The organism is Nocardiopsis sp. NPDC049922, from assembly GCF_040660275.1.
Lineage (GTDB): Bacteria > Actinomycetota > Actinomycetes > Streptosporangiales > Streptosporangiaceae > Nocardiopsis.
On the sequence record NZ_JBFAME010000003.1, the window covers coordinates 140,168 to 156,509 of the forward strand.

Annotated in this window: 17 protein-coding genes and 1 CRISPR repeat array; of the genes, 9 read left to right on the top strand and 8 right to left on the bottom strand. The window is 69.5% G+C overall.

Annotation, left to right across the window (positions count from 1 at the left end):
• The first annotated feature begins 120 nt into the window (after positions 1-120).
• Positions 121-1,146: an ABC transporter permease gene (locus AB0I72_RS07290; protein ID WP_358564013.1), complete on the top strand. Its 1,026-nt coding sequence runs from the start codon at positions 121-123 to the stop codon at positions 1,144-1,146.
• 79 nt (positions 1,147-1,225) lie between these two features.
• Positions 1,226-3,028, top strand: coding sequence for an ABC transporter substrate-binding protein (locus tag AB0I72_RS07295; RefSeq protein ID WP_358564015.1), 1,803 nt, complete (start codon positions 1,226-1,228; stop codon positions 3,026-3,028).
• Between the two features lie 62 nt (positions 3,029-3,090).
• Here AB0I72_RS07295 and AB0I72_RS07300 read toward each other — a convergent pair whose 3' ends face one another.
• Both AB0I72_RS07300 and AB0I72_RS07305 read right to left on the bottom strand, forming a co-directional pair.
• Positions 3,091-3,441, bottom strand: coding sequence for a DUF397 domain-containing protein (locus AB0I72_RS07300; protein ID WP_358564017.1), 351 nt, complete (start codon positions 3,439-3,441; stop codon positions 3,091-3,093).
• Positions 3,344-4,195 (bottom strand): helix-turn-helix transcriptional regulator, encoded by an 852-nt coding sequence (locus AB0I72_RS07305; protein ID WP_358564019.1) that lies wholly within the window; start codon positions 4,193-4,195, stop codon positions 3,344-3,346. The genes AB0I72_RS07300 and AB0I72_RS07305 overlap by 98 nt, the downstream gene beginning before the upstream one ends.
• 181 nt (positions 4,196-4,376) lie before the next feature.
• On the opposite strand from AB0I72_RS07305, the gene AB0I72_RS07310 reads away from it, so the two are divergent.
• Entirely contained in the window at positions 4,377-4,706 is a 330-nt protein-coding gene (locus tag AB0I72_RS07310) for a hypothetical protein (protein WP_358564021.1), read from the top strand.
• A gap of 113 nt (positions 4,707-4,819) precedes the next feature.
• Here the strand turns inward: AB0I72_RS07310 and AB0I72_RS07315 are convergent, their stop codons facing one another.
• On the bottom strand, positions 4,820-5,704 hold the full coding sequence (locus AB0I72_RS07315) for a DUF4184 family protein (protein ID WP_358564579.1): 885 nt from the start codon (positions 5,702-5,704) through the stop codon (positions 4,820-4,822).
• A gap of 673 nt (positions 5,705-6,377) precedes the next feature.
• A CRISPR array of direct repeats spans positions 6,378-6,589; the repeat unit is 29 nt; unit sequence CTGCTCCCCGCGCACGCGGGGATGGACCC.
• Between the two features lie 107 nt (positions 6,590-6,696).
• Positions 6,697-7,383, bottom strand: a complete 687-nt coding sequence (locus tag AB0I72_RS07320; RefSeq protein WP_358564023.1) for a TetR/AcrR family transcriptional regulator — start codon at positions 7,381-7,383, stop codon at positions 6,697-6,699.
• A 128-nt stretch (positions 7,384-7,511) separates the two neighbouring features.
• Here AB0I72_RS07320 and AB0I72_RS07325 point away from each other — a divergent pair, with 128 nt between their 5' ends.
• Complete coding sequence (locus tag AB0I72_RS07325) at positions 7,512-8,444, top strand: NAD-dependent epimerase/dehydratase family protein (protein ID WP_358564025.1); 933 nt, start codon at positions 7,512-7,514, stop codon at positions 8,442-8,444.
• A gap of 49 nt (positions 8,445-8,493) precedes the next feature.
• Here AB0I72_RS07325 and AB0I72_RS07330 read toward each other — a convergent pair whose 3' ends face one another.
• Positions 8,494-8,811, bottom strand: coding sequence for a DUF2180 family protein (locus AB0I72_RS07330; RefSeq protein ID WP_358564581.1), 318 nt, complete (start codon positions 8,809-8,811; stop codon positions 8,494-8,496).
• Between the two features lie 166 nt (positions 8,812-8,977).
• On the opposite strand from AB0I72_RS07330, the gene AB0I72_RS07335 reads away from it, so the two are divergent.
• A complete protein-coding gene (locus AB0I72_RS07335; RefSeq protein ID WP_358564027.1) occupies positions 8,978-9,991 on the top strand; it encodes an ABC transporter permease in 1,014 nt (337 codons plus the stop codon).
• A gap of 31 nt (positions 9,992-10,022) precedes the next feature.
• Entirely contained in the window at positions 10,023-11,804 is a 1,782-nt protein-coding gene (locus AB0I72_RS07340; protein ID WP_358564029.1) for an ABC transporter ATP-binding protein, read from the top strand.
• A gap of 72 nt (positions 11,805-11,876) precedes the next feature.
• On the opposite strand, the gene AB0I72_RS07345 is transcribed toward AB0I72_RS07340, so the two are convergent.
• Together AB0I72_RS07345 and AB0I72_RS07350 are read right to left on the bottom strand one after the other, a co-directional pair.
• Positions 11,877-12,659: a sporulation protein gene (locus AB0I72_RS07345; RefSeq protein ID WP_358564031.1), complete on the bottom strand. Its 783-nt coding sequence runs from the start codon at positions 12,657-12,659 to the stop codon at positions 11,877-11,879.
• Between the two features lie 120 nt (positions 12,660-12,779).
• Positions 12,780-13,391: a TetR/AcrR family transcriptional regulator gene (locus AB0I72_RS07350; RefSeq protein ID WP_358564033.1), complete on the bottom strand. Its 612-nt coding sequence runs from the start codon at positions 13,389-13,391 to the stop codon at positions 12,780-12,782.
• A 207-nt stretch (positions 13,392-13,598) separates the two neighbouring features.
• Between AB0I72_RS07350 and AB0I72_RS07355 the strand changes: the two genes are divergently transcribed.
• The 3 genes from AB0I72_RS07355 (at position 13,599) to AB0I72_RS07365 (ending at position 15,841) form a co-directional block, all read left to right on the top strand.
• A complete protein-coding gene (locus AB0I72_RS07355; protein ID WP_358564035.1) occupies positions 13,599-14,852 on the top strand; it encodes a transposase in 1,254 nt (417 codons plus the stop codon).
• 121 nt (positions 14,853-14,973) lie between these two features.
• On the top strand, positions 14,974-15,360 hold the full coding sequence (locus tag AB0I72_RS07360) for a hypothetical protein (RefSeq protein ID WP_358564037.1): 387 nt from the start codon (positions 14,974-14,976) through the stop codon (positions 15,358-15,360).
• 118 nt (positions 15,361-15,478) lie between these two features.
• Positions 15,479-15,841: a GntR family transcriptional regulator gene (locus AB0I72_RS07365; protein WP_358564039.1), complete on the top strand. Its 363-nt coding sequence runs from the start codon at positions 15,479-15,481 to the stop codon at positions 15,839-15,841.
• Between the two features lie 47 nt (positions 15,842-15,888).
• On the opposite strand, the gene AB0I72_RS07370 is transcribed toward AB0I72_RS07365, so the two are convergent.
• Positions 15,889-16,251 (bottom strand): hypothetical protein, encoded by a 363-nt coding sequence (locus tag AB0I72_RS07370; protein ID WP_358564041.1) that lies wholly within the window; start codon positions 16,249-16,251, stop codon positions 15,889-15,891.
• Positions 16,252-16,342 lie beyond the last annotated feature (91 nt).

A 16,342-nucleotide genomic window follows, 5' to 3' on the forward strand; every position in this document is an offset into this window, starting at 1 on the left:
TCACGGCACACGGTCGCCGCCCGCCGCGACACCCCCGTCGGCGCGGACGCTGGAAAACGTCCGCGCGCCTCGGGCAGTCTGTGCGTAGTCGAACGACCACGTACAGAGAGCAAGGTGGGCATGGCCGCGCCGTTGGACGCGCCCGAATCGTCCCAACACGCCGAACCCGAGGAGATCGTCGCCCGGGGAACCGACACCGCGAGCAGATCCCTGCGCCAGATCGCCTGGCAGCGGTTCCGCCACGACAAGGTCGGCATGGCCGGGGGCGTCACCGTCGTCCTGCTCATCCTCGTCGCGATCTTCGCGCCCCTGCTCACGGCCTGGTGGGGCTACCCGCCCAACCAGTTCAACCAGAGCCTGGTCGACCCGCTCACCGGCGGCGTCCTGCGCGACCCCGAACGCCCCGAGCTGGGACTCGACCCCTGGGGCGGGATCAGCCTCGACCACCTGCTCGGCGTCGAGCCCGTCAACGGCCGCGACCTGTTCAGCCGCATCGTCTACGGAGCGCGCACCTCACTCCTGGTCGCCACGGTCGCGACCGTGCTGTGCGTGCTCATCGGCACGGTCCTCGGCATCACCGCGGGGTACTTCGGCGGGTGGGTCGACACCGTCATCAGCCGGGCCATGGACATCTTCCTGGCCTTCCCCCTGCTGCTGTTCGCCATCGCCCTGGTCGGCGTCATCCCCGACGGCGCGTTCGGACTCACCGGCAACGGCCTGCGGGTCGGCGTGCTGATCTTCATCATCGGGTTCTTCAACTGGCCCTACATCGGCCGCATCGTCCGCGGCCAGACCCTCACCCTCAGGGAACGCGAGTTCGTCGAGGCCTCCCGGAGCCTGGGGGCGGGCAGCCCGCACATCGTCTTCCGCGAGATCCTGCCCAACCTCGTCACCCCCGTCCTCGTCTACTCCACGCTGCTGATCCCCACCAACATCCTCTTCGAGGCCGCCCTGAGCTTCCTCGGCGTCGGCATCAACCCGCCCACCCCCACCTGGGGCGGCATGCTCGACAACGCGCTGCGCTTCTACACCACCTCGCCGCACTTCGTGATCGTGCCCGGCCTCGCCATCTTCGTCACCGTCCTGGCCTTCAACCTGTTCGGCGACGGACTCCGCGACGCCTTCGACCCCCGCTCCTCCGACTGACGGCCCCCGGCCCCTCCCCCCACCCGACCCCCGGGCCGTGCTCCCAGCGGGCCCGACAGGTAACCGACCAGGAGGCAAGGTGACCACCCACCACCCGAGGCCCGCGGAGCCGCATCGGAGGCGGCGCCGACGGGCGAGCGCGCCCATGGCCGTCACGACGGCCGTGGCCCTGCTGCTGGCCGCGTGCGGCGGCGCTGACACCGGAGGAGGTGAGATGTCGGACGCCGAGTTCAACGCGGGCGAGACCAGCATCGTCAACCCCTCCGACGCCACCGGCGGCACCCTGCGCTACGCCATCTCCGCCGACTTCGACTCACCCGACCCGGGCAACACCTACTACGCGTTCAGCTGGAACTTCTCCCGCTACTACGCGCGCACCCTGCTCACCTACACCGAGGCGCCGGGGGAGGAGGGCACCGAACTCCAGCCCGACCTGGCCGAGGCGATGCCGGAGGCCAACGAGGACGCCACCGAGTGGACCGTGCGCATCAAGCAGGGCCTGCGCTACCAGGACGGTTCGGAGATCACCGCGCGCGACATCAAGTACGCCATCGCGCGCAGCAACTTCGGCCCCCAGGCCCTGCCCAACGGCCCCAAGTACTTCCAGGAGCTGCTGGCCGACAGCGAGGACTACGAGGGCCCCTACGCGACCGACGGGGACCCGCTGGAGGGCTTCGACGGCATCGAGACCCCCGACGACCACACCCTCGTCTTCCGCCTCGACACGAGCTTCTCCGAGTTCCCGTACGTGCTCATCCAGCCGCAGACGGCGCCGGTCCCGCCCGACGCCGACCGCGGTGAGCAGTACCAGAGCCACGTCATCTCCTCCGGCCCCTACAAGTTCGACGGGGACTACCGGCCCGGCGTGTCCCTCGACCTGATCCGCAACGAGGAGTGGGACGCCGCCACCGACCCCACGCGCCGCGCCCTGCCCGACCGGATCGAGGTGCGCATCGGCGTCGACCAGAACGAGATCGACCAGCGCCTGGTCAACGGCGAACTCGACGTGGACCTGGCCGGCGCCGGTGTCGGGCCCGCGATGAAGGGCACGCTGATCACGGACGAGAACGAACGCGCCAACGTCGACAACCCGCAGACGAACACCCTGCGCTACGTCAACGTCAACACCGTCGTGGAGCCCCTGAACAACCTGGCCTGCCGCCAGGCGGTGCTCTACGCGGCCGACCGGGACTCGCTGCAACGCGCCTGGGGCGGCGACACCGGCGGCGACATCGCCACGCAGATCATGCCCGCCGCGCTGCCCGGGTCGGACCCGGAGATGGACCTGTACCCGTCCGATGACGACAAGGGCGACCTGGAGATGGCACGGGAGAAGCTGGCGGAGTGCGGGCAGCCCGACGGCTTCTCGACCGCCATCGGCGCCCGGGCCGACCGCCCCTCGGACGTGAGCACGGCCGAGGCGTTGCAGCAGTCCCTGGCCCGCGTGGGGATCGACGCCGAGATCAAGCAGTACCCGTCGGACACCTACACCAACACCCAGGCGGGGTCGCCGGACTTCGTGCACGCCAACGACCTGGGGCTGACCGTCTACGGGTGGGCGCCGGACTGGGCCAGCGGGTACGGGTTCATGAGCAAGATCCTGGACGGCGACGCGATCCGGGAGGCGGGCAACGCCAACATCTCCGAGCTGGACGACCCGCAGATCAACACGTGGTTCGACGAGGTCGTCACGATCGAGGATCCCGACGAGCGCGCCGGGATCTACACCCAGATCGACCGCCGGGCGATGGAGCAGGCCGCGATCCTGCCGGCGGTGTTCGAGCGGACGGTGCTGTACCGGCCGCCGAACCTGACCAACGTGTATTACCACGCGGGGTACTCGATGTACGACTACATGTCCCTGGGCACGACGAGGGAGTGATCCCGGTCCCGTGACGAGGAGGGACCTCCGCCCCGGCCAGCAGTGGCCGGGGCGGAGGTGTGTCAGGCGTCGACGGCCGCGACGAGCGCGCGCCACTCGCGCGCCCCGAAGACCAGGTGGAGGTGGTCGGGGTGCTTGGAGTCGCGCATCGCGACGTGGCGGGGCAGGTGCGCGGTCTCGACGCAGTCGGACACCGTGCCGCTGTAACTGCTCTTGAACCAGCTCGGGTCCGGCATCGCTACCTCGACGCAGTGGGTTTCCGATCCGCTGTAGCTGCTTTTGAACCATGCAAAGTTGGCGGGAGCTGTCATTCGGTCAGCGTTCCTTGTACTCGTCTGCAATCCTTGCCATGAGTTCGAGAGAATCGCTTGGGCTGAGGGAAGACTCTCTGATCGCCATGGCGTTCTGAACATATACGTCTGTGTCTTCTGGTTCGTCCAAGAACAGACTTGACCTCTTGCTTTCAAGATGAACGATCGTACGGGCCTTCGGGAACTCCATGAGGACGAACGGGCCGTCCAGTCCCCGGTGAAAGCCTGTGTCGCGAGGGATGATTTGGACTGTGATGTTGGGCTGTGCAGCGGCTCCGATCAACGAGTCCAGCTGGTCTGCCATGACAGCGCGTGAACCGATCATTCGGGTAAGAACCGTCTCATCAATCATCACCCGATACTCCGGTGCGTTCGGCTTGGTCAATGCCGACTGGCGGCCGAGACGCGTAGCCACGCGGGTGCGTGCGATAGCTTCAGGAATTCCGGCTCCCAGCATCACGGCCTGAGAGTAGGACGCGGTCTGGAGTAGACCCGGGATCAGCAGCATCGAAACGTCAATGATTCGGCTTGCTTGGCTCTCAAATCCGATGAGTGCTGTGAGTTGTGATGGCAATCCCGGGTCGCCCGTCTCCCACCAGCCAGGCTTGTCTACCTCCCGGGCGAGCTGTATGAGCCGATCGCGTACTTCTGGCTCCGGCTTGTAGATCACCAGCATCGCGGCGACCTCTTCGCTCGTCACGCCACGGCTGCCGGTCTCGATCCGGCTGATCGTGCTGGCAGACCAGCCGAGCAGCTGTCCGACCTTGGTCGTCGAGAGTCCGGTGTTGGCCCGAAGCTCCTTGAGTTCGACGCCGAGACCACGAGCGCGGACGGTCTTCTTGCGGCTTCGAACCACGGACAGCCTCCTTCGATGAGCTACTGGGCAGATCCTAGTGCGAACTGGTGTTCTCGCTGAAAGTGACTAGCCAGTACGCATTGCGATGCTTTGCAGACAAGTTTACTCTTGTCTGGCAAGCTCGATGGGCACCCCAGCCGCTGACTTGCTGAGAACCCCTCGATAACTCTGCGGAGGAACTATGGACCACAAGCCGATCTCGGCCGTCCTGGCGGAGAACGCCCTCGACGACGCGGTGACCGCGATGTGCCTGGAGTCCAGGCCGCGCCTCTTCGCCCTGGCCAGGATGGACTACCAGGCCGAGGACGCCGAGATCATCGCCTGGCTGCTCGTGTGGGACGAGCGGATCGTCGTGCAGCGGTGCGACCGGAGCAACGTGAACAGCTACGAGACCCGTGCGGACTTCATGGCGGTGTACGGCCCGCGTTTGAAGAACCGGACCTACAAGCTCGTGTCGATGGACGGTCGGCCCATGGCGGACGGTATCCCCTACCGGCTCGCGGGTGAGTAGCCACGAATGAGAGCCCCCGAACACGCGAGACCGGTTCGGCCCTGAGACAAGCAGGGCCGAACCGGTCCGTATCTGACCCTATCCCCTTCCCCGGTGGCGGCGCGGTGCGAGGATCAGGCCGAGCCACCGAGGTCGTCGGTCTCCGGCGCGCCGTCGCGGGCCACGGTGTTCCCCCGATCCGGTGCGACGGACGGGGGCGTGCGGCGGTCCCGGGTCGAGAGCCGGGACAGGTGCCACACCACGGAGAAGAGCAGAATCCCGGCGAGCAGGGCGGCTCCGCCTCCCTTGACGAGGGTGGCCAGCACGTACTCGACACTCACGTCCCCGTACATCTCGTCCGCCGCCTCACGGCTCCACAGCGACACCGCCCCCAGGACGGCGACCGCGCCCAGCGCCGCGACGGCGAACAGACGGCCACGGGGCGAGAGGCCCCCGGTCGCGGAGCGAACCTCCTCGGCGTCGGGGTCGGTCGCGCGCCATCGGCGCACGAGGACGATGGCGAGCACCGCCAGACCGAGAACCGAGCTGAGGTGCTGGAGCAGGCGGTTCCAGGTCAGTCCGTCGACGACGTCGGCGCGCAGGAACGCGACGTTCTGGACCACGGCGCTGTCGCCGTGGGTGAGGGCGTCCCATGCCAGGTGTGTGGCCACGCCGATGACCGCCGAGGCCAGCAGCCAGAACGCGAACACGGCCCAGCCCTCCCGCCGGGGCTGGCGGGGGATGCCGACCAGGCGCGCGGGCAGCAGCGCGGCCACGGGGTCACGGATCAGCAGGTATCCGAGCAGGAGGGCGGCGGTGATCGGCAGGTCGAGCAGGATCATGCCGATGAGGGAGTGGGTCGCGGTGGCGTTGGTGAACGGTTCGTACCAGGATTGGGCGGAGACCGGGACGCGCAGGAAGTAGGGCAGGTCCGGTGCCATCGCGCCGGCCACGAGCGCCGCCGGAACGAAGGGGCGTCGGAGCAGGGGGACGACGGCTGCGGGGTGCGCCAGCGTCATCGGCACGGGATCGCTCCTTTGATCGGATGGTCGGATCTGTGGCCGGACCGCCTCCCTGGTCCAGCGGGCGACCCCCTGGCTGGAGCACGGGCAGGGGCGCGGACGGGGATCTCCTCGGAAGGATATCCAGCCTGGTCGGTGCGGTGAACGGGGATGGAGCCGCGTGCCGAGAGCGTCCTCAGCGAATCACTGGGCACCACGAGGGAGTGGCGAACCGCGGTTCGGGCACGGCCCTTTCCGAGGATCGGATCGGCGGGGTTCACCGCTCCCCTCGTCGTTCGGCGAGCCCCAGCATGTCGGCGAGGTGCGCCACGTGCCGGGAGAAGGCGCTCTCCCGGTCCTCCAGTACCCCGTCGAACTTCGTGTCGCCCCACCCGATCCGTCATGCCGTCTGAGGTTGCATGATGCCGCCGGGTGTCGTGTCAGTCCATAACTGAAGAACACGAACGGAGTACAAACGGCCGCACGATGGCGTCCGATGGCACTTCGCGAGGTTGTCATCCCGTGGACGATGTGAGGTGATTGGAGGTGGGTGGGTCCTTCAGCGACGAGTAGGGTTCTGCGGTCAATGGGGTTTGATGTGTGTTGTTGCTCATCTTTGTTTCTTGTGTCTGATTTTCAACAACTTGCAGATTTGGGCTGCCGGGGAGAGTGAAGGGCCAGGTCAGGAAGTCTGCTCCCCGCGCACGCGGGGATGGACCCTCGGGGCGGCGCAGCCACATGCTGTCGTCGTGCTGCTCCCCGCGCACGCGGGGATGGACCCGCGATCTCCCGCAACGCTGGCTTCGCGTCCTCCTGCTCCCCGCGCACGCGGGGATGGACCCGGGTGGTCAAGGAGGGCGCCACACCGAAGATGCTGCTCCCCGCGTACGCGGGGATGGACCTTTCAGGCCCGTATCCGGGCCCCGCGCCTCGTCTGTTCGACTCGCGGATCCCGTCTGACCTGGGGTTTTGTGGCGCACCCGGAAGGATTCGAACCTGCGGCCATCGGATTAGAAGAGCACGTCGGCGAGGTACGCCACGTGCCGGGAGAAGGCGCTCTCCCGGCCCTCCAGCACCCCGTCCAGCTGGCCGAACACCTCGAAACCGATCCAGCCGTACAGGCTCGTCCAGGCGGAGAGGGCACGGGCCACGACCTCCTCGGGGCTGTCGCAGAAGAGCTCACGGACGGTCGGGGACAGTTTCAGCGGTCCCGCGTCCGGGTGCGGCCGTTCCGCCGCGCGCAGCGCACCCGCGCGGTGTGCCTCCACCACGATGCGCGCGAGCACGGCGGTGCTGCGGGAGGCGGGGCCGACGGTGTCCCGCGGTGCGCGGTAGTCGGGCACGGGTGAGCCGAAGAGCAGGGCGTACTCGTGCGGGTGGGCGAGGGCCCAGTCGCGCACCGCGTGGCACGAGGCCCGCCATCGTCCCGGGAAGTCGGAGGTGTCGCGGGCGGCGTCGGCCTCCTCCACCGCCCGGCCGAGTGCGTTGTAGCTGTCGATGATCAGCGTGGTGAGCAGCTCGTCCTTGGACGGGAAGTACCGGTAGACGGCGGAGGAGGCCATGCCGAGATCGCGGGCGACGGCGCGCAGGGAGAGCCCGGCGGCGCCCTCGGTGGCGAGGTGGCGGCGCGCGGTCCGGGTGATCTCGCTGGTCAGCTCGGCGCGGGCGCGCTCTCGGGCGGTCTGACTTGCCTTCATGGAGTGCAGCCTAACAGAGCGGCGATCACAACCGAGAGCAGTGCTCTTGACATGGCGCCTCACAAGCGAGAGCATTGCTCTCGAAGGAGATCACTGATCTCGTCGTGCGAGAGTGAAAGGACACGCTCATGGCGCGTCACGTCGTCGTCGGAGCTGGACAGATCGGATCCCCGCTGGCCAGTGCTCTGCACCGCAAGGGGCATGAGGTCACCCTCGTCAGCCGTTCCGGGCGCGGGCCCGACGAGGTGGAGCGGATCGCGGCCGACGCCTCCGACCGGACACGTCTCACCGAGATCGTCCGGGGGGCCGACGTCCTGTACAACTGCGCGAACCCGGCCTACCACCGCTGGCCCACGGACTGGCCGCCCCTGGCCGCCTCCCTGCTCGGCGCGGCGGAGGACACCGGCGCGGACTACGTCCTGCTCGGCAACCTCTACGTCTACGCGCCGCCGACCCGTCCGATGCGCGAGTCCGACCCGCTCGACCCGCCCAGCGCCAAGGCCCGGACGCGCGTGCGGATGTGGCGGGACGCGCTCGCGGCCCACGAGGCGGGCCGGATCCGCGTGACGGAGGTTCGGGCGGGGGACTACTTCGGCCCGGGATGCGTGGACCAGACGCACTTCGGCGAACGGTTCTTCCCCCGCCTGCTCCGGGGCAGGGCGGCCAGCTTCGTCTACGACGCGGACCAGCCGCACACGTGGACCTACGTCCATGACGTGGCCGAGGCGCTGAGCGTGGCGGCCACCGACGAGAGGTCCTTCGGACGCGCCTGGCACGTGCCCTCCCCTCCTCCGGTCAGCGCGCGCCACATCGCCGAGGTGGCCGGGGAGATCGCGGGCCTGGACACGGCGCGGGTCGACGTCCTCCCGCGCTGGCTGGTGCGGACGCTCGGTCTCGTCTCGCCGATGCTGCGCGAGCTGGAGGACGTCCGTTACCAGTTCACGCGACCGTTCGTGGCCGACTCCACCGACTTCCAGAACACGTTCGGTGTCGCCCCGACGCCGCTGGAGACCGCCCTGAAGGAGACGGTGGCCTGGTGGCGCGAGCGCCTGGCGGACTGAGCCCGACGCTCACCGCCTCGGGGCCACGGCGGTGGCCCCCGCGCGTCGGTCAACGGCCGTGGTCGAGTCCCTCGGCGTGGTAACAGACCGGGCAGGTGATGTGGCGGGCCGGATCGGGCATCTCACTCTGTCCCGGGTTCGCGGCTCGGCGGACCTCCACCGGAGTCTCGTGCGCGTGGTCGACGCACACCCCGGCTCCGCACCTCATGCACACCGCGACGGCGGAGGCGGTCCGCCCTTGTCGGGCACAGTCGTAGCACTCCACGTCCGTCACCTCCTCATCCCTGGTCAGCCGCCTGACGGGAACCCCCTCATCTCTCGCATGCCCCTCCGGCCTCTGGTCACACCTCTGGCCGGGGGCCCGCATGAGGGAGAGCGCCGTCCGACGCGTGTCGGTGCGTATGCGTGATCGACCGAACACGTTCCGCTAGCGTGACCACCGTGGACACGTCCCCTTCGAGGGCGGTCACCACGGCCCCGGCGGCACGTGCCGCGGTCGGCCCCCGCCCGAGCCCCTGTCGAGAGAGCGCGCCTTGCTGACCTACATCCTGCGCCGCCTGGGCGCCGGCCTCCTGCTGCTCGTCGTGGTCACCATGGTCACGTTCGGCATCTTCTACGTCGTCCCCCGGTGGGCGGGGCGCACCACCGAGCAGCTGGCCACCATGTACGTCGGCCGCGCCCCCACCCCGGAGGCCATCCAGGCGACCATCGACCGGCTGGGCCTGGACCGTCCCATCGCGGTCCAGTTCTGGGAGTTCGTCAAGGGGATCTTCGTCGGCGCCGAGTACCAGTTCGGCCGGGACGTCGTCGAGTGCCCCGCGCCGTGCCTGGGCTACTCCTTCCAGACCTACCAGCCGGTCTTCACCGAGATCGTCCACCGCCTGCCGATCACCGTGTCCCTCGCCGTCGGCGCGGGCGTCATCTGGCTGATCGGGGGTATCGCCGTGGGGGTGGTCTCGGCCGTGTGGAAGGGCAGTGTCTTCGACCGGATCGCCATGGGCGTGGCGCTCGCCGGGGTGTCCCTGCCGATCTTCTTCACCGGTCTGCTGGCGCTGGCCTTCCCCGTGCACGCCTGGGACTGGTTCCCCACGCCGCGCTACGTGCCCCTGATCCAGGACCCGGCGGCGTGGGCGGTCGGCTTGTTCCTCCCGTGGCTGACGCTGGCGTTCCTGCACGCCGCCATGTACGCGCGACAGACCCGCGCGGGCATGCTGGAGACCCTCGGCGAGGACTACATCCGCACCGCCCGCGCCAAGGGGCTCAGCGAACGCACGGTGGTGCTCAAGCACGCGCTGCGGCCCACGCTGACCCCGATCGTCACCATCTTCGGCCTCGACCTGGGCCTGGTGCTCGGCGGCGCGGTCCTGACCGAGCAGGTGTTCTCGCTCAACGGCATCGGCCGGTACGCCGTCCAGGCCATCACCCAGAGCGACCTCCCGGTGATCCTCGGCGTGACCCTGGTCGGCGCGTTCTTCATCGTGGTCGCCAGCCTGGTCGTGGACCTGGTGTACCCGCTCATCGACCCCCGTGTCCGCATCCACGACTAGCACCCGCCCCGAGGAACGAAGAGGATGCCCGATGAGCCAGACCCCGTCCGAACCCGCCGAGTCCGTCGTCCGGGTGGACGACCTGCGGGTGACGTTCCCGACGATGGACGGTGACGTTCACGCGGTGAACGGGTTGTCCTTCGAGGTGCCGCGTGGTGGCGCGTTGGGGATCGTGGGCGAGTCGGGCTCGGGCAAGAGCGTGACCTCGCTGGCGTTGATGGGGTTGCACCGGGGGAGCCGGGCGCGGATCTCGGGTGCGATCGAGGTGGCGGGCCAGGACGTGGTCGCGGCCTCGGACCGGCAGCTGCGGCGGATGCGCGGCAACGACATCGCGATGGTGTTCCAGGACCCGATGCAGTCGCTGCATCCGCAGTACACGATCGGCAACCAGCTGGTCGAGGCGTTTCGGGTGCACCACCCCAAGGCGTCCAGGGCGCAGGCCAGGGCCAGGGCGATCGAGTCGCTGGAGCGGGTGGGCATCCCGGACCCGTCCCGGCGGGTGAACTCCTACCCGCACGAGTTCTCGGGGGGTATGCGTCAGCGCGTGGTGATCGCGATGGGGTTGATGTGCGACCCCAAGGTGTTGCTGGCCGATGAGCCGACCACCGCGTTGGACGTGACGGTGCAGGCCCAGGTGTTGGACCTGTTGGACGAGTTGCGCCGTGATCTGGACATGGGGTTGATCCTGGTCTCGCACGACCTGGCGGTGGTGGCCGGGTCGGTGGACCAGGTGGTGGTGATGCGTCACGGTGTGGCGGTGGAGCGGGGTGATGTGCGCACGGTGCTGTCGGCGCCCGAGCACCCGTACACGCAGGCTCTGTTGGCGGCGGTGCCGCGGGTGGAGGTCTCACGGGCCCAGCGCCGCGCCCAGGACCGCGCCGACCGAGCCGCGAGGGAGGGGAGGAAGAGCAGGCGCGAACCCGCCGAGGCGGCTGAACCCGCCGAAGCGGTCGAACCGGCCGGTGCGGAGCGCGAACTCCTCGCCCGGGTGGAGGATGTGGCGCAGTGTTTCAAGGTGCGTGGTGGTCTGTGGGGTCGGGCGTCGGATTTCTGGGCGGTCAAGGGGGTCTCCTTCGATCTGTACCGGGGGGAGACGCTGGGGATCGTGGGGGAGTCGGGGTCGGGTAAGTCGACCCTGTCGCGGATGGTGATGCGGTTGCTGGAGCCGACCCGGGGCCGGGTGGAGTTCGAGGGCCGCGACATCACGCACATGTCCGAGCGGGAGTTGCGTCCGTTGCGGCGGGATGTGCAGATGGTGTTCCAGAACCCGTACTCGTCGTTGAACCCGCGGGTGACGGTGGGGGACGCGATCGGCACCGCGCTGCGGGTGCAGGGGGAGAGGGACACCGGGAAGATTCGTGCGCGGGTGCGGGAGTTGTTGGAGCGGGTGGGGCTCTCGCCCGATCATTACAACCGGTTCCCGCACGCGTTCTCGGGTGGGCAGCGGCAGCGGATCGCGATCGCGCGGGCGTTGATCCTGAAGCCGAAGTTGATCATCTGTGACGAGCCGGTGTCGGCGTTGGACGTGTCGACGCAGGATCAGGTGCTGAAGTTGTTGTCGGAGTTGCAGGACGACTTCGGGTTGACGTACATCTTCGTGGCGCATGATCTGGCGGTGGTGCGGCAGGTCTCGGACCGGGTGGCGGTGATGCGTCAGGGCGAGGTCGTGGAGATGGGTGACAGCGACGGTGTGTATGAGTCGCCGTCCTCGGAGTACACGCGTCAGTTGCTCGCGGCGGCGCCGGTGTTGGATCCGGACGAGGCCCGACGCCACCGCGCCGAACGGGCCCGTCTCCGCGCGAACGGGGGCTGACCGGGCGACCGTCCGGCGAACCGCCGGGGGAACACGGGCCCGGGGCGGTGGCCGCGCCCCGGACCGCCGCGATCAGAACATTCGCCTGCGCCCGGCCAGGGAGTCGATCCACTGGTGCAGGTAGCCCGCCCAGTCGCGGCTGGCGCCCTCCTCGTGGGAAACGGCCACGTGGTGGTAGGTGTCGCTCCCCTCGGAGAACAGGCCGCCCTTGCGGTCCAGCTCCAGGACGACGTCCATCCCCTGATGGTCGGCCACCAGGGTCAGTTCGAGCTCGTTGAGGCCCTGGTACTGCCGGGGGGAGTAGTACTCGATCTCCTGGTAGAACGGCAGCGTCTGACGCGTGCGCAGCACTCGGCCCTGTTCCAGGTCCGCGTGCTTGAAGTGGAAGCCCAGCCGGTCCAGCGCGTCCAGGAAGGCCAGCTGCGACGGCAGCGGCTCGATCTCCACCGGGTCCAGGTCACCCGGGTCCACGGCCCCGGCCAGGCTCAGACGCGTGTTCACACCGACCTTCATCGGGAACAGGCGGCGGCCCCGGACGCTCGTGAGCGGGGCCTCGAAGGGGACGTGGAGCTCGAACGGCACCTGGAAGTTCTGCCCCGGGGCGATCACCGCCTGACCGCCCACACGCACGCGCTGGAACTCCACGTTGCGCGAGTACTCGTGGTCACCGGACTCGGCCTCGACACGGGACTCCAGGCCGACGGTGAGTTCGTCGATCCGCTGCTCGACGTCGCCCGCCTGGATGTGCACGGTCCCCCGGACGACGCCGCCGGGCTGCACGGTGGGCGTGTGCAGCGTCGTCTCCACCGAGGCTCCGCCGACACCGATGCCGGCGAGAATGCGTTTGAAAACCATGGATGTGCTCTCTAGCTCGCCCGACCGTGGGGCGACGGTCCGAGGAGCGTGGTTCGACGGCGTTGTTCCCCCTGGTTCAGACGACCGGCGGCCGCCCCTGGTTCCGCTCGGTCACCGGGATCACGCCTGCGGGTGGGCGAGCCCCCGCAGCAGGGCCCGCAGGCCGAACCCGAACCGGGCCTCGCGCTCGGCCGCGTCCGGGGCGTCCTCGTCGTCCTGGTGGCGCACCTCGTGGACCACCGCTCCGATGCAGTAGGAGTACAGGGCGTCGGCGGCGCTCTCGACGTCGTCGCCGCGCAGCCCCGCCTCCTCGAACGCGCCGTGCACGAGGGCGTGGGTGGCTCCCTGCACGGGTGTGCGCGGGGCACGGTGGACCAGAAGGGACAGGGCGCCGGAGTGCTCCAGCAGGCGGGCGCGGTAGGTGTGGGCCCAGTCGGTGAGCCGGGCGTCCCAGGGGCCGGGGTCCACCGCCTCGGCCGTGTCCGGGCCGCCGTCCTCCTCGGCCGCCGCGTCGTCGAGGGGTGTGCCGGCGGGCGAGGTGACGTAGGCGGCGATGGCGTTGAACAACTGGTCCTTGCCGAGGGGGAAGTGGTGGTAGACCGCCATCGCCTCGACCTCTAGGGCGTCGCCCAGACGCCGCATGGACAGGCCGCCCAGCCCGCGTCCGCTGATGATGTGCAGCGCCTCGACGATGATGCGCTCCCGGCTGAGTCCGGCGTAGTTCCTGCTCACGGTTGTCCTTTCGGGGATGTGCACCGACAGCGTGGCGGTACGGCGCGCCGGTGGCCGTCTTCGACGCGCGGAACCGGTCGCGAGATGATCCACGTCACCAGTTTTCTCCGAGGATGCCTCGGCCTTCGTGCTGGGGAGGAATCGGAGCCTCTCCGCCTCAGGGCGTGGTGACGGCCAAGTCGACCAGAGTGAGGTGTCTCACATCGGATGGGGATTCTCCCTTCCCTGTCGGGGCTTCCCGTTAGATTGCCGATCGTGACGACACCACCACACACAGGCCAGGAGGCTGGGTATGCCCGGTACACCTTCCGGCTGCGTGTGTCGTCCACCGCCCGCCGGGCCCTGTCGGGTGAGTGGGATCGGTGCCGGTGGGTGTGGAACCAGTGCGTGGCCGAATCCCGCGCCGCACACAAGGCCAAGGAGGAGTGCGGCCAGGCCCGGCTGGACAGACTGCTGACCGGGTGGCGTGCGGCCCGGGGGTGGCTGCGCGAGGGCGGGTCGGTCCCCCAGCAACAGACGATCCGCGACTTCTCCAAAGCCCGCTCCAAGGCCTTGAAGGACATCCAGAACCGGGTACCCGTCCGTCAACGTGCCGGGATGCCCCGCTTCAAGCGGAAACACGCGGCGCGTCCGACGTTGAACTACACCCGGCGCGGGTTCCGCCTCAAAGAGGGGCAGCTGTGCCTGGCCGGGGGCATCTGCTTGACGGTGGTGTGGTCGCGCCAGCTGCCCGCCGAGCCGTCGAGCGTGCGGGTCTACCGCGATGGTCTGGGCCACTGGTACTGCTCGTTCGTGGTCCCGGCCCAAACAGAGCCCCTGCCGGAGACGGGGCGGGTGATCGGCGTCGACTGGGGCGTGGCCGAGACGGCGACCACCACCTCGGACGAGCACGACCTGCCGCACGCCGAACACGGACGGCGGGCCGCCCGACGCCTGGCCCGGTACCAGCGGATGATGGCCCGCCGCAAGCCACCCAAAGGACAGAAGGCGTCCAAGGGCTACCAGCGAGCGAAGAAGCGGGCCGCCAAAGCGCACGCGAAGGTCGCACGCCAGCGCCAGGACACCGCACGCAAGTGGGCCAAGCGAGTCGTGCGTGACCATGACGCGATCGCGGTCGAGGACTTCAAACCCAAGTTCCTCGCCAAGTCCTCGATGGCGCGCAAGGCCGCCGACGCGGCGATCGGCGCGACGAAGCGCGCTCTGGTGGAGATGGGTCGCAAGCACGGCCGGGACGTGCGCTTGGTGCGCCCTGCCCACACGACGATGGACTGCGGCGACTGTGGTGCGAGAGCCAAGCACCGCCTGCCGTTGTCGGAGAGAACGTACACCTGCACCGCGTGCGGGGTTTCGCGTCCCAGGGACAAGAACTCCGCGCACGTGGTGTTGGTCCGGGCGGGTCTGGCCCCGGCTGGTGTCGAGGGCGGAGGACCCGAACGTCCGCTGGACGTTCGGGCGGCCTGAGCCAGGAATCCCCGCAGGTCCCATGGTGGGAAGGGTGATGAGCATCCCCTTCCTTTCAGGGAGGGGAGCAGTCAACCTAGAGTGAAGCGTGACCGACGGCACACGGGTATGGAGATCGGACATGGCACTGACCGAGCAGACCAGGACGCAGGCGCGTGAGAGCCTCGCCCACGACCGGGAGGAGGCCGCGCGGCTGCCCGAACTCCTGGAGCGCGTCGCCGAGGCCGAGGCGGCCCTGGCCGAGGCGCACGAGCGGCACGCCTCGGCGACGGAGCTGCGCCACCTCGGGCTGGTCCTGGACGGGGTGCTGACCGAGGCCATGCGCGCCGCCTACGCCCGTGAGCGGGTGCTCATCGGCGTCCGGGGCTACCGTGACCGGATCCACCGCCGCAAGCGCCTGGCCCGACCCGAGGTCCGGGAGGCGACGCGCGTCGCCGAGCGCCTGCTCACCGCCCGTGAGGACCACCGCCTGCACGGCGTCCAGCGGGTCCCGCGTCCGGTCGGCTGAACGCCGTCCCCGCCGATGAGGGTGGGTTCCGCCGGGCCGGGTAGGTTGGGGTTCGGCTGACCGGACACGGTCTCCCCGCGCACGCGGGGATGGAGCCTGGTGGGGAGAGCAGAAGGTGATGGCGGAGTTCATCCGCATCGATCCGACGTCGAAGGTACCGCCCTACGAGCAGATTCGGACGGTCGTCGCGATCGCGGCGGCCAACGGCGATCTGCCCGTGGGGTACCGGCTGCCCACGGTGCGGGCGCTGGCCGGGCAGCTGTCCGTGGCGGTGAACACGGTGGCCCGCGCCTACCGGGAGCTGGAACAGGCCGGTGTCGTCGAGACGCGCGGCCGGTCGGGGACCTTCGTGGCCGCCGCGGGCGACGACCAGCGCGCCGAGGCCCTGGCGGCGGCGCGCGCCTACGCCGAGGTGATCTCACGGGTCGGGCTCGACCCCGAGGAGGCGATCGAGATCCTGCGCGCCGCCCTGGAGGGCTGAGCGGGCGCTCGGCACGACCGACCGGGACCGGTAACCCGGCGCGTCGGTCAGCGGCTCAGGCCCCTGACGACGACGATGTAGAAGATGATCATCCCCGCCCAGAGGAACGCCACGGCGTCGCCCCCGACCAGGGTGGCGGTCATGGCGGTCAGCGGGACGCTCAGCCCGAGGGTCACCAGGGCCAGGACGAAGCGTGCGGTGTTGCCGGACATCCCGCGACGGGTCTGGGGCGCCTCGCCGAGCTGTTCGGCGACGTGGTGGCGCACCCGTTCGTCGATGGTGTCGTCGATCCGTTCCACCAGGGACGCGGCCAGGGCGTCGTCGTACTCGGGGCCGAGTTCGCGACCGGCGCGCAGGGCGGCCGCGATCTCGTCCTGCCGTCGTGAGGGAAGGTCCGTCATGGCGTCCATCGTCGCATTTCCGCAGGACGCGTGAGCGGGATCGGGCCCCAAGTCAGGGAGATCTCCGGGTTGTCCCTGACCCGCCACGGCGCTCCGGACA